Source organism: Chryseobacterium sp. KLBC 52 (assembly GCF_003347605.1).
In the GTDB taxonomy this organism is placed as follows: domain Bacteria; phylum Bacteroidota; class Bacteroidia; order Flavobacteriales; family Weeksellaceae; genus Chryseobacterium.
This window is the reverse complement of sequence record NZ_QDFZ01000024.1, coordinates 52,203-64,852: the sequence shown is the minus strand read 5'-3', so window position 1 is coordinate 64,852 and position 12,650 is coordinate 52,203. Positions and strand designations below refer to the sequence as shown.

Below are 12,650 nucleotides of genomic sequence, written 5' to 3'. Positions count from 1 at the left end.
TGACTAGTCCTGAAAATCTGATACAGATTATAGTACAAAAATAAATAATTAAACCAGAGTAATTTTACTATTGCTTTGGTTTTTGTTTTTATAGGTTTTCATTTTAATTTGTGACTGTTTATGCATTTGGTTTGGAGTTAGATAATGATTTGAAAAATGTGGGCGTAAATTATTGTAGATTTCGATAGATTCATTTACTATCTTTTTCCTTAAATTGTTGTTTATATCATGTTTATCAATATCAAACTCATGCTTTAAAATACCATTTATTCTCTCTGCTACTGCATTTTGATAAGGATCAGAGTTTTGTGTCATACTACATTTTAATTGATGTTTCTGTAAAAGTCTTTGATACTCATTCGAGCAGTATTGTAAACCACGATCGGAATGATGGATTAAAGATTCTCTCATACCTTTATACTTCTTTAGAGCTCTTTTTAAAGCTATAATACTACTCTGTGTATTTAAATTGTCTGCAACAAAGTGTCCCATTATTTTCTTAGAATACGCATCAGTTATTAAACTTAAATAGCTTGGATTTTTTCGGTTCCCTATATAAGTAATATCTGCAACCCATACCTGGTTGGGCTTTGTTATCTGATAGTCAAGGAGCAGGTTCTTATGCTTTCTAAAACGATGATGAGAGTTGGTTGTAATGTGATAGCTTTTGCGAGGTTCAATCAATAAATGATTAGCTTTTAAGATGGCAAAGAATTTATCTCTCCCTACCTTAATGGAGCTTAAGGATCTCTGTAAAATAAAATATAATTTCCTGCCTCCTAACCGGGGCATCTTAACACGAAGATTCTCTACCAGCTTTACTACCTCTGAAGCTTTATCTTTACAAACTTTCGTACGCTTGATACTTCTATAATAGATTTGTCTATTTAACCCTAACAATCCACAAGTAAAAATCAAAGTTTCTTTTTCTTTACTGCGGAAGTAATCGATTGTTCGGGTGGTGAGTTTTTTCGAATATCAATGTGATATTCTTTCTCAGCCAGATCAATCATCATATCAAAAAATATGGACTTCTTATCTGCAATATAAGCCTGCTTTTCTAAAAAAGCCTTTTGCTTTTCAAGAAGCCTTACCTGGGCTTCTAATTCCATAATACGTTGTTCAGGTGTTTTTTCCATGGCATAAGGTCTTTGGTTTTCCCAATCAAAGTTACCATATTTTCTCAGCCAATTTAAAATAGTACCATGAGATTGAATACCATATTTCTTACGACAACTAGTAATAGTGGATGCTCCACATTCAACTTCTTTCACGATTTGAAGTTTTAAACTTAAACTGTAATCCTTCTGTGTGCGTTTAATGTACGTGGATCTTAATGTTTCTTCCATAACGATTCTTTTTTGTGTATCGCTATTTCAGGACGAGACATAAAGAACATAAAAAAAGAGGCAAATTACTGCCTCCTTTTTTATGATAATTATGCCAGTCTATCCTTTATGATAAGGACAGGCAGAAACTGTACCGGAATGTCCGTCAGTACTAAAGAATTGTTCTTCAATAATCTTTCTCTGGTTCTCAGGAATATCCTGGATCTTACGAAGAGTGTTGACCTGGATGTGAGGCCAGCTTGTAGTTCCTCCATCGTTCCCGAAATCAAATTCAAAGAATACGATTTGCTCATATTGAAGCTGGAGAATCTCTTTTCCATCCTCAAGTACTGTTTCTATCCACATATCCATATCCACTTCAACAGTCGGAACAAAACGGTTGACAAACGGGACATTCAAAACACCTCCCTGCGCTCCGGTTTTCATTTTGGAAGACATTCTCACATGAACATGATTGCTGACGTGTTGACCTCTTAATGTATCTCTTAATCTCAAATCAGGGCGTACAGAGTAAGGATACAAATCATCAGCCAGTATTCTCTGGGTATAAATTTTGTTTGAACCCTCATCATTCTTGTCGTCTAGAGTTTGATGAACCCACTCTGGTGCTGGTTGATCAAGATCAATGATTTCCTGAGGAGTTACTCCTGCATTACCCATGGTACGTGAAATGGAAAGATGATTGGTTTCCCATGCCTCTTTACCGTAAGGAAACTGGGGAGAACCTTCAATTAAATAGTACGTTTTTTTATCTTTATTTTGAGGAATGATATCTCCAAGCAAAGTAATGGTACTTCCATGAGGAATAACACCGCTTCTTGAGATAGAGTAGTCAGGGATAAAATAAGGACCATCAAGCCCTGCTCCCGGCTTTATTTCCTGTGCCGGAATAATTTCATAATAAGGCTGTCCCGGCTGTAGCTGGCTTTGAAGAACATATTGAGGATTGGCTTCTCCGTCCGGTGTTATCCTTAGCAAAGGCTCATCTCTATACTCGCCGGTATATCCGTATTTAGCATCCTCTGTTGAAATGGCATGAATACCACGGTCTCTTTCAATAGATTCTTTTGTAGCTGCATGGTTATAGACATCACTCAGCCATAGGTACATTCCGTTTTCTTCGTGGATAGGTGTATATTTCAGGGCCTCCTGTTCTGGTATAGCATTTACACTTTTAATGCTTTGTTCGTATTTAACTGCTCCGCAGAAAAGTTCACTGGCACCACCACGGTTACGTACTCCTCCGGGAACTATGGAAAATGTCAGTTTCTCAATATATTCTTCACTGGTAAAAGCGAATTTTCCAGGTATCGTCCCCGGATTGGTTCCGGGTGAAGGCATGATCGTAGTATGTACTCCGCTTGCTAATGATGATTTTGGAATATCTTTATTGTAATTGACATTATAGCTTACCCAGGTGCCATCCAGTGCAGCCAGAACTCCATAATCAACATTGTTTTCAATGGCCTGCAGGTTGTCTTCTCTGAACGGTCTCACCGGATCATCAATAAGAAGTTTTGAATATCCGTCCATTACTTCAGCCAGATTAACTTCCTTCTGACCCGGCATTTTGCGGAATAACTGTTCCCCTCCTGCTTCCGGACTTTCTTTTTTTCTTTTAAGCATGATATATCGTTTTTATGGTTATAAATTAATGTATTCGAAAGTTGGACCTGCATTGGTTTGGGCATCCAATGGTTGTTTCATCAGATTAACAGCCTGCTCTTTCAAAGCATACATATACATTATGGATTTTTCCAGTTCTCTGTGATTTCCTTCCACAGCGCTTTGTATGGCATCTAATAAACGTCTGTAGGTTTTATTGAACTCAACAGCCTGTGTATGTAATGCTTCGTTTTCTTGGTAGTCTGCCATTTTCGGATTAGGTTTCATGGGATAGGCTGCATTCCAGTCTACAGGAAGATCTTTTCCTGTAGGTGGTGTCGTTACAGGCATCATTCCGTTTTCATCCATGAAAGGCTCATAGTTGCCTCCCAGATAGAAATGCTCGTGAAAAACTTCTTTGAATCTGAAATAATGTGCCAGTTCAACCCCTTCTTCAAACTGGGACGGGTCAACATCAAAAATAGAATCATCAGCACCTTCACCTTGCCCTTTGATTTCCTGGAAAACAGCAATTACTCCGGCCAAAGCCTCTACAGAATGTAATTTTCCTCCACTTCCATAATATTGTTCAGGACGGATCTGTTTTTTTGAATCTCCTGTAAAAATCCCACCTGTATTTAATTCTTCAAAAGTCTTCGGAAGTTTTCCATGCTCTTTGTAATAAGCAATGATTTGGAAAACAACAATATAGAAGAACAATACATCATAGTATTCACCAATGGTATGTACGTTTTCCATGATGAAAGCTTTCATATTTTCAAGCGTCCAGAAGTTGTTTTCCAGCACTGCCGTTCTTTGGGAATATAATGCAGAAGTGTTAGCTTCGTGATCATATTTCGGAGCTTTTACCAAAGGTTGGCTTGGACTTTCAATGGCTATAAATGTGGCAATGCTGTTGCTTGAAAATGTTTCCAACCCTACATAGAAATCAACGTTCATCGGTAATTTCATGGGATAAGTAGGGTAGTTTTCCTGTTTGTTGACAGAAGGCTGAATGTCGATAGCATTCAGAACATTACAAACCATAATCAGGTGGAGCATTTCTTCTACAGCCACACTTCTTATAATTTGTGAAGCCAGCGCATTAGTTCCATCCTTGATTGAGTACAAAGCCGTAAGGTAGGGAGGAATTGTAGAATGTTCAATAAGAATGGCCGTCTGCAATAGGTCTTGTAGAACCGGTTTATAATCAATTTCTGTTATCCCCTTTTTAAATTCTGAAACTCCAGAGCCAAACTCAGATTCCAGATAAGTATCAAAATCTTTGATCTGATCATTAAGCAGGAGATTCGTTAAAGTTTTACTGTGATGTTTTAACCCTTCTATCCAGTCTTCTTTGCTAAGTGTGGAATCAAATAATAAAGAAGGTAGTGAAACACTTTCAGTAACAACGGCATTTCTCGCTGCCATTCTGCCTGCTGTTAATAACGTTTCCTGTGGTTGAACAGTTTTATTGATAAGTCTTTGTCTCATGTTGTTATTTTTTTAGTTGAATTTCAAGATCAGCAAGAATAGATTCTACCGAACGGATCGTGAATGCTGATAAGGTTAAAGTAGGATTTGAAGTTCCCAGAGTAGTCATATTTCCAGCGCCTACCACATATAAATTCGGGTGATCCCAGGCTTTACAATAGCTGTTGGTTACTGAATCTTCTGCTGTAGCACCCATTCTGTGAGTACCTACGATGTGGCCAGCTCCGTTATAAGAATATCTTTCTCCGTTGTACATCACAGAATTTTTGTCTTCCACAGTATACTTTGTGAAATCCTTAATGTTTAATCTTTTAAACATTTGATCCGAAGCTTTTTTTGCCTGCTCCATCGCTTTCATTTCATACTCTGTCAGTTCATAATGAATGACAGGCCGCGGAATTCCAAGGACATCCAGATACTCATCATTAATGGTTACTCTGTTATTTGGATTCGGAAGTTGTTCAATCTCAAAATGGAATAATACCTGCTTTGAAAGTCTGTCAGTGAGGAGTTTTCTTAATTCTGTTCCAAAACGTTTATCTTTGATGAAGTAGGCTACATCAGAGCCTGGAGAGAATGCAGGCCATCCCCATCCCCAGTTGTCGAGTGGAGAGATCCATGCTGAAAATTCACCTCTGAAATTTCCGTCGCGGAAAGACGAAATGTTTGTGGTAGAACCAGGACCCCTGTAAGGATAAACCGGTTCAGGGAAAAGTCCCCACGTAAGCATCACCATATGGTCCATAAGATTTCTTCCTACCTGATCACTGCTGTTGGCTGCAGTCTTTACACCATCCGGAGTTGTATATTTGGAATTCAATAAAATTTTTGGATTTTCAAAAGCATTGGCCGCCAGAATAACGATGGCATCCGAAGTATCAATAGATTCTTCAACAAAATCAGTTTTTTCTTTTGAGGTATATCTTCTCAGATGGACTTTTGAAATTTTATGATTATCATTTTGATCTATACTTAATCTGTAAACAACACTCTGTGCCTGAATCTGCATGTATGGATTACGCGTAAGGTTTTCATTATCATTAAGTTTGTATAAAGCTTTTTTCAATGTTTTTAAAGCATTGTACTTCGCCTGAACGGGGCAGATTGGAACACAGGAGGCATTTCCTTCACAGCGCTCACCCATGTAAGGATTCCACACAGAACCAAGAGCTTTGTATTCTTCTTTTTCGGAGCTGTCTAAAACCAGTTGATATCCAGAATCTTTAGGTTCTGCTTTAATAATTTTTGTTTTTCCATATTTCGGATTGGGGATGGAATTTCTTCCCTGTGGAGAGGGCACCATCATCAATGGTATTTCTCCGGAACTTAGCTTTACACTTGTTCCTTTAAGCCCATCAATAATCTTATGATCCATATAACTCTGAGGGATTTCTTCCATTGGGAATACATAGTTTCCATAATATTCTGCCGTTTTCTCGGTAATTGGATATTCCTGCCTTGAAACATCTCCGGAAACTCCGATTTCGAATTCCGCCATTTCATAATAAGGCCTTAAGTCTTCATAACTTATCGGCCAGTTCACGGGTGTTTTTTCATCAGAATTTGGTTTTGGAATGGTGATGCCGTATTTTTCTGTAAGTTTAAAATCGTTGGGAAGCATTCTTGGAGTAGTTCCCAGCCAGTGAAGAGTTGTTCCTCCGCCTACTCTTATGGCATCACTTGCAAAGGGCATGGGCCCAAATTGCACCAGATAACCTTTTTTATCCGGATACGGCTGAACAATGTGTTCCATATCCAGAACGTTGGGAGAAGGAGCCTGCTTTAAGTTCGGATAAGGAGAGTTGGGAACTTTGGCTTCCTCTCTGTAAAAAGTACGGATATATTCATTGTAAGTGGTCATTGAGGACACGGAATCCAGTTCAATACCAGCTTTCAGGCCTGCCTCATACATCAGGATTGATATTTCCTTGATATTATCCGTTTTCCCCGCATCGGCACGATGAATCATTTTTCCTTTGGTTACATCAAACACATGATCAGACAATAGCTTTGCGATCAATGATCCTGCGATCCCCGTTCCTACGATGATCACATCTTTTTTGTTAGGAGTATGGCTCATGACTTGCTGTTTACAGGTTTAATATTCCATGATTTATATCCCGGCTGTTTGGCCCCCGGAGGATGAGAGTTCATCAGATTCCATACAAGACCTTCCTTGTAAGAAAGATCATTGATATAGGCTCCTTCCCAGGTTCCCAAATACCACATGGTGATTATTTTTCCGGCAATGTCATTCATTCCCGGGTTACCGATAATTTCAGATTGAATAGCCTTTTTTAATTCCTCTTCACCGGAAGAATTTTCAAGAATATTTTTAGAAACGGTAAGGAATTCTACGAAAGTGGCGGCTTCAAGGCTTTTTAAAACATAGGTGTAGTAGGTTTCTGCCAGACCTGTGGACTGCAGTTCGTTGACCGTAAATCCGGCAAGCGCTTCCGAGATAGACATAAACACGTCGAAATAATAATCGTCGACGTTGAGAATTTTGTTAATAATATTCATTTCGTAAAAATTTGGGTTAGATATCTTCAACTCCTTTTAAGGGGAGGTTATCATGCCGATCGATCTATAGTTGCCGGATTCTTCAGATAACACCTCTTTTTTAGAAATGATTGAATGTATTTCAAGCGATCCATAGTTATCAATTTTGTTTATCCGAAATTAATCAGAACTCAGCAGATGAGATTCAGTATTTCTACGTAATTTGTGTTTATGCAATTTTAATTTTTTGTAAAAAATCCTTTATATTAGGGCGTTTCAAGAGGTTTTATTTTCACATAGTTTAGAATTATTTTAAATAATGTGGTATTGAATAGAGAATTAGATTTTAATGTCGGAAAAGTCAATACTTTAAAAAATAATAATAATTTGATGATCAGAATGTAACGAAAGCGAAACGGCAAATGTCTAATCTTTATAAATGACTTTTAGCCCAATAACTTGCAACAATAAACCCAATTATCACTGACCATGAAACGACTTATCTTAACTTTATTATGCTCTGCTTCCTCTATTTTGCCTGCACAAGGATTTAATAACAAAAAAGAAAAAGCTATTCCTTCCAAAAATTTGAATGAACAAACAATTCATCAGTCTATTCAAAAGGAAACAGATAAGATATTCAATAAATTGGTGAATATCAGACGGGATTTTCATGAAAACCCGGAGCTGTCAGGGAAGGAGAAGCGAACACAGGAAAAAATTAAGAAGTATCTGTTGGATCTTGGAATAGAAGTTCAAACAGAGAGTTACGGACATAGTGTTGTAGGGATTCTGAAGGGTGGCAAAAAAGGGAAAAAGATTGCCTGGAGATCAGATATGGATGCCCTTCCGAATGATTATCCCGATCCCGAAACTTTCAAATCAAAAATAAAAGGAGTTCAACATGGTTGCGGCCATGATATTCATATGGCGATTGGATTAGGAATTGCAGAGGTTCTTGCAAAAAATAAACAATCATTAAAAGGGACAGTCTATTTTGTATTCCAGCCTGAAGAGGAAACCTTCAAAGGAGCAAAAGAAATGCTTCATAATGGATTACTTTCCAGAATAAATCCCGATGAAATCTACGGATTGCATGTGACAGCTACACCCGTCGGGCAAATTATGGTAAAGTCCAATGAAATGTTTGCTTATCAGAAAAAGATAAGAATTCAGCTAAAAAACGGATTATCAGAAGATGAACTTAACAGCTTGGGAAAAAAGATCAGCAATTCATTATTCCGGACTTCTCACGGAGGCAAACCCTGGGAATTACAATCTATCGTAGATCCTAAAATCGGACTGACAAATCCTGATACTATTTTCAAAGACTATCTGTTCACTGACGGAAAATTCAACATGTATTCCAAAAACAACGAGTCTTTTCTTGAAACGTATCTGTATGAGACAAATGTTTCTCATTTGGAAAAAATAATTCCTACAATTCAAAAAGTGATTGAAGACAACGGGTATAAAGACCAGTTTCTTTCCGTTTCATTTGTTCAGGAAAATCCAACGATCATCAATGATGAAAGGTTGACCCGTTCAGCAACAGAAATACTTCAGAATCTGTATGGTAAAAATGCAATTGCTCCGGATTATGGCCAGGTTCCGTTTTTTAATGATGACTTTTCTTATTTTCAAGAAAAAATCCCTGGAGTGTACTTCTTCCTGGGTGGTTCCAATTTTGAAAAAGATGTGATCGCCATGAATCATTCTCCCAATTTTCAGGTGGATGAAGAAAGTATCAGAACGGGAGTTAAAAGTTTTTCATCCTTAATCGTTGAACGTCTTAACAGAAATTAATTTTTCACCGCAATGGCATCAATCTCGAACAACATTCCAGGTAAAGCCAACTGATTTACCGGAATAAGGGTACTGGTAGGCAAGTATGAACTTTTCCATACTTTTTTCGCTTCTTCTGCCCATATTTCAAGTTTTTCCTGGTTGTGGTCAACAATAAGTAAGGTGATTTTAACGATATTTTCAAATGTCATTGAATGGTTCTGTAAAACGATTTGTAAATTTTTCAAAGCATCCTGAACCTGAGTTTTGAAGTCATTTGCCAGTACATGATGTTCACCTACGCCGCCACTCTGTCCCGAGATAAAACACATCCTGGATGGAGATTCCACAGAAATGCTGTGAGAAAAACCATAAGGGCTGGGGTTGAATAGTTCTATAGGATTAATCAGTCCGGGTTGTTTATTATTGTCCATAATCTGTCATTTAATAGAGTAAAAATGAGCGAAAAAAATATAAAAAGTCTTTACATATGTTGAGAAAAATATTTTTTTAATTCTGTAAATATGGCTTGCGTTTATCATTAGATTCTGATATAAAAAATGCTGTTCACAGGAACAGCATTTTTTTAATTTTTTACTCTACAACAATACTTTCAATGCCTTTTTGCAATGCCGTATCCTGGATAACCGGAACAGAAAGTCCTTCTGCTCGCACAACAGAAATATCTGTCATTCCCATAAAACCAAGAGTTTGTTTTAAGTAAGGAACTACAAAGTCATAAGCTTGTCTTTCTCCTTCAGAATACACTCCGCCACTGGAAAAGGCAAGATATACTTTCTTATTTTTTACCAATCCTTCGGGACCATTTTCGCTATAGCTGAATGTTTTTCCTGCTCTGGCGATATGATCAAGCCATGATTTCAATGTGGACGTGATACTGAAGTTGTAAAGAGGAGCTTCAATAATGATAATGTCAGCCTCCTGCAATTCATTAATTACGGTATCTGAAAGTTTTATTGTTTCCAACTGTTCAGAAGTACGGTTTTCAGCTGGAGTAAAAAATGCATTGATGTGCGCTTCTTCCAAATGCGGAAAAAGAGGATTGGTTAAATCACGTTTTTTTAAAATACGGTCCGGATATTTGTCCGTAATTTTTTCTACTACAGCATTTCCCAGTTTCTTGCTGACTGACGATTCTCTTCTTGGACTTGAAGTGATATGAAGTACTCGTTTCATTTTTTATTTTTTTTAAAATTGATGTTTCAAAATTATTTATATTTACTAATAAAAAGATAGTAGTTACCAAAAGGTTAGTAATAACATTTTGGTTAGTAACAAGAGAAAACAGAGACTATGGAAGAAGAAAAAATAGTGTATTCCAGACCGCAATGCAGTACTCATCTATCTGCCACAGAGGATGCCTTGTATGTCTTGGGTGGCAGATGGACCATCCGGGTGATGATTGCCATTTTGGGGGGTCATACACGCTTCAATGAACTCCAAAGAACCATCAGTGGCATTTCAGCAAGAGTATTATCCAGTGAATTGAAAAAACTGGAGGTTAATCATTTGGTTGAAAGAACCGTTGTCACAGACCAGAAGCCGGTGTTGGTAGAATATGTTCCCACAGAATACAGCGAGTCATTGAAAGATGTGATTGCAGCACTGGCAGATTGGGGCGCAAAACATAAAAAGAAAATTACAGCCTGATAAGTGGATAGAAGAGTGGTGTCGAAATTAAAAATACTGCGTTTTTGTGGTATTTGATAAGTTGTAGCATTGCCTGCACTTTAAGTATTTTTACTCAAATTAATAATAACAAGATGATCATAAGCGAAGATTTATTATTTTCTCACGAAGCTACTCTGGAAAATTATGAAGCAGGGGATGTTGTTTTTCTGGAAGGTACCGCAGCAAAATACTATTTCCAGATCAGACATGGCACTGTGAAACTCAATACTTTTCTGGAAGATGGAAAAGAGTTTGTTCATGGATTTCCCTTTGATGGACATTGCATTGGTGAAAGCTATTTATTTACCGATCATCATTATGCCATTAACGCTATTGCCGTTACCCACTGTGAAATTATTAAAATTTCCAAAAACAAAATTCTCGAAATACTGCTGGAAAAACCTGAATTAATGCTTGAGATTAATAAATACATGGCGGACAGAATGCATTTCAGATTTATGATTTCCAGCTTTCTGGCTATTTCAGATCCTATTGTAAAGCTCATGAAACTTTTTGATCATATTAAAAAATATTTCGGATTTGAAGAGCCCTATTCATTCCTGGTGCCTTACACCAGACAGCAAATAGCAACCTTAACCGGTCTTCGGGTAGAGACGGTGATCCGATATGTCAAGAAAATGGAAGAGCAGAAAATGGTTAAAATTGAAAGCACTAAAATTTATTATTAGCTTTCAGAAATTCATTTTAAGGTTTCTTATTAGGAAGCTGTTTAAACTTTTATTTTTTTGAAATAGTAAGATTGCATTAAGAGGTTTAGAATATTAAGATAATCTGCGCTTAAAGCTTAAAAATCAGAATGATTTATCTTAACTATACTTTATTTCTTAAGTTCATTCTTAATGGTTTATTTTTTAAATACTGTCGATATAAAACTATTTCTATTTTAAAATTAAAACAGGCTGAGAGGTGTTCTGGTAAATTCCTTCGGAAATACTTCTGCTTGCCAGATAATACAAAAAGCTGTGCTTACCGGGTAGCGCTATAATAAGGTCTGCCTGATCTGATACAGCAAAGTTCAGGATGCCCTTGATAATATTCTCATCATGAGAATAATGAATACTGCTCGGAATTTCCGTTAAGTGTTCGCGGATATAATCTTCCAGTTCCTTTTTTTGGTTCTCGTCCTCTTTTTCGCGGGTATTGATATTTAAAAATGAAAGACGAACATCTTGTTTATGAATAACAGATTTGTGATGAAACAGTCTTTCCAATCTTTTAATACCCTTGATATCACAAGGAATAAATATATTCTTAACAGGAGTGTAATGATAGCTGTGAGGTACAATCAGGGTTTTTACAGGACTTGTTCTGGCAATGCTTATAATATTCTCAGAAACAAAACTCTCAGTGGAAGAAGTCTGATCATCGCTTCCCAGAATAATCAGTTCTACAGACGGCTGGTTTTTTAAAAGTTCATTAATACTTCTGGTAAGAGTCCAATCACTTAAAACTCTGGAAACTTTAACTTCAGGTGACTTTTCCGTGATAATACTGCTTAGCTGATCGAATAACAATTCTGTCCTTTGCAATAGATTATTGACACTTTCTTCGTTCACAAACGAATGGCCTTCTGCGATATGCAGATAATCAAATTCAGATTCTCCTGCTGTTTTGAGTAGGATAATATTTTGATATTCGTAGGCTTTTGCCCAATCTGCAGCAATTCTTACTGCATTTTCTGTAGTTGATGTAAAATCAACAGGTACAAGGATGGTTCTCATAGTGCAATATGTTTTGGTCCTGATTCTTCCAGGTTGGCTGTCATTTTTTTTACCAGAAGCAATGCTTTAATGATCTCTTCTTCATGAATGTCATCAGCTGCTTTTTTATAAAGATCCAATGCCCAGGGATAAACAGTTTCTACAATTTGTTTACCTTTCGGGGTCAAAAAGATCTGCTTATTTCTCCGGTCGTTTTTATCCGCGATCCGTTCAACAAGATCTCGTTTTACAAGACTGTTGATGAGATAGGTAATGCTAGACTTGTCTTTGCTTACCTTATTTCCTATTTCCTGCTGGTTGATGCCGCTATTTCGTGAAAGCAATCCCAGGATTTCAATCAGCTCAAAAGACAAATCCGGATCATATTCATTAACAATAGTCTGAATTTTCTGCCGAAGACGGCTTTTCATTTCACTCATTGCAAGGCCAAGCTCCAGAGCAAGTTCCGATATGTTATTCTGTTTTACGGGCATACTTTTAT

Annotated in this window: 13 protein-coding genes; 3 read left to right on the top strand and 10 right to left on the bottom strand. The window is 37.1% G+C overall.

Annotated elements, in window-relative coordinates; all coding sequences use genetic code 11:
* Positions 1-48: 48 nt before the first annotated feature.
* From DDF69_RS20640 to DDF69_RS20620, 6 genes are all read right to left on the bottom strand, one after another.
* The gene (locus tag DDF69_RS20640) at positions 49-918 is read right to left on the bottom strand and encodes an IS3 family transposase (RefSeq protein WP_228411904.1); all 870 of its coding nucleotides are present in this window, start codon (positions 916-918) and stop codon (positions 49-51) included.
* Positions 915-1,349, bottom strand: coding sequence for a hypothetical protein (locus DDF69_RS22355; RefSeq protein ID WP_228411903.1), 435 nt, complete (start codon positions 1,347-1,349; stop codon positions 915-917). The genes DDF69_RS20640 and DDF69_RS22355 overlap by 4 nt, the downstream gene beginning before the upstream one ends.
* Positions 1,350-1,448: 99 nt before the next feature.
* Positions 1,449-2,975, bottom strand: a complete 1,527-nt coding sequence (locus DDF69_RS20635; RefSeq protein ID WP_114822441.1) for a peroxidase, FMP-type — start codon at positions 2,973-2,975, stop codon at positions 1,449-1,451.
* Between the two features lie 18 nt (positions 2,976-2,993).
* Positions 2,994-4,448, bottom strand: a complete 1,455-nt coding sequence (locus tag DDF69_RS20630; protein WP_114822440.1) for a ferritin-like domain-containing protein — start codon at positions 4,446-4,448, stop codon at positions 2,994-2,996.
* A gap of 4 nt (positions 4,449-4,452) precedes the next feature.
* Entirely contained in the window at positions 4,453-6,528 is a 2,076-nt protein-coding gene (locus DDF69_RS20625; protein ID WP_114822439.1) for a GMC oxidoreductase, read from the bottom strand.
* Positions 6,525-6,971, bottom strand: coding sequence for a hypothetical protein (locus DDF69_RS20620; protein WP_114822438.1), 447 nt, complete (start codon positions 6,969-6,971; stop codon positions 6,525-6,527). Before DDF69_RS20620 ends, DDF69_RS20625 begins: the two co-directional genes overlap by 4 nt.
* Positions 6,972-7,439: 468 nt before the next feature.
* Here DDF69_RS20620 and DDF69_RS20615 point away from each other — a divergent pair, with 468 nt between their 5' ends.
* A complete protein-coding gene (locus tag DDF69_RS20615; protein ID WP_114822437.1) occupies positions 7,440-8,756 on the top strand; it encodes a M20 family metallopeptidase in 1,317 nt (438 codons plus the stop codon).
* Here DDF69_RS20615 and DDF69_RS20610 read toward each other — a convergent pair.
* Together DDF69_RS20610 and DDF69_RS20605 are read right to left on the bottom strand one after the other, a co-directional pair.
* Complete coding sequence (locus DDF69_RS20610) at positions 8,753-9,169, bottom strand: RidA family protein (protein ID WP_114822436.1); 417 nt, start codon at positions 9,167-9,169, stop codon at positions 8,753-8,755. The genes DDF69_RS20615 and DDF69_RS20610 overlap by 4 nt on opposite strands.
* 160 nt (positions 9,170-9,329) lie before the next feature.
* Complete coding sequence (locus tag DDF69_RS20605) at positions 9,330-9,932, bottom strand: FMN-dependent NADH-azoreductase (protein ID WP_114822435.1); 603 nt, start codon at positions 9,930-9,932, stop codon at positions 9,330-9,332.
* Between the two features lie 117 nt (positions 9,933-10,049).
* On the opposite strand from DDF69_RS20605, the gene DDF69_RS20600 reads away from it, so the two are divergent.
* Positions 10,050-10,406 (top strand): winged helix-turn-helix transcriptional regulator, encoded by a 357-nt coding sequence (locus DDF69_RS20600; RefSeq protein ID WP_114822434.1) that lies wholly within the window; start codon positions 10,050-10,052, stop codon positions 10,404-10,406.
* A gap of 113 nt (positions 10,407-10,519) precedes the next feature.
* A complete protein-coding gene (locus DDF69_RS20595) occupies positions 10,520-11,116 on the top strand; it encodes a Crp/Fnr family transcriptional regulator (protein WP_114822433.1) in 597 nt (198 codons plus the stop codon).
* Between the two features lie 210 nt (positions 11,117-11,326).
* On the opposite strand, the gene DDF69_RS20590 is transcribed toward DDF69_RS20595, so the two are convergent.
* Positions 11,327-12,169, bottom strand: coding sequence for a universal stress protein (locus DDF69_RS20590; RefSeq protein ID WP_114822432.1), 843 nt, complete (start codon positions 12,167-12,169; stop codon positions 11,327-11,329).
* Positions 12,166-12,642: a MarR family winged helix-turn-helix transcriptional regulator gene (locus tag DDF69_RS20585; RefSeq protein WP_114822431.1), complete on the bottom strand. Its 477-nt coding sequence runs from the start codon at positions 12,640-12,642 to the stop codon at positions 12,166-12,168. The genes DDF69_RS20590 and DDF69_RS20585 overlap by 4 nt, the downstream gene beginning before the upstream one ends.
* Positions 12,643-12,650: the final 8 nt, after the last annotated feature.

Bases quoted from the DNA above. Each gene is read 5' to 3' on its own strand.
- DDF69_RS20615 (WP_114822437.1), top strand. From the start codon at position 7,440: ATGAAACGACTTATCTTAACTTTATTATGCTCTGCTTCCTCTATTTTG.
- DDF69_RS20620 (WP_114822438.1), bottom strand. From the start codon at position 6,971: ATGAATATTATTAACAAAATTCTCAACGTCGACGATTATTATTTCGAC.
- DDF69_RS20610 (WP_114822436.1), bottom strand. From the start codon at position 9,169: ATGGACAATAATAAACAACCCGGACTGATTAATCCTATAGAACTATTC.
- DDF69_RS20625 (WP_114822439.1), bottom strand. From the start codon at position 6,528: ATGAGCCATACTCCTAACAAAAAAGATGTGATCATCGTAGGAACGGGG.
- DDF69_RS20585 (WP_114822431.1), bottom strand. From the start codon at position 12,642: ATGCCCGTAAAACAGAATAACATATCGGAACTTGCTCTGGAGCTTGGC.
- DDF69_RS20605 (WP_114822435.1), bottom strand. From the start codon at position 9,932: ATGAAACGAGTACTTCATATCACTTCAAGTCCAAGAAGAGAATCGTCA.
- DDF69_RS20635 (WP_114822441.1), bottom strand. From the start codon at position 2,975: ATGCTTAAAAGAAAAAAAGAAAGTCCGGAAGCAGGAGGGGAACAGTTA.
- DDF69_RS20590 (WP_114822432.1), bottom strand. From the start codon at position 12,169: ATGAGAACCATCCTTGTACCTGTTGATTTTACATCAACTACAGAAAAT.
- DDF69_RS20630 (WP_114822440.1), bottom strand. From the start codon at position 4,448: ATGAGACAAAGACTTATCAATAAAACTGTTCAACCACAGGAAACGTTA.
- DDF69_RS20600 (WP_114822434.1), top strand. From the start codon at position 10,050: ATGGAAGAAGAAAAAATAGTGTATTCCAGACCGCAATGCAGTACTCAT.
- DDF69_RS22355 (WP_228411903.1), bottom strand. From the start codon at position 1,349: ATGGAAGAAACATTAAGATCCACGTACATTAAACGCACACAGAAGGAT.
- DDF69_RS20595 (WP_114822433.1), top strand. From the start codon at position 10,520: ATGATCATAAGCGAAGATTTATTATTTTCTCACGAAGCTACTCTGGAA.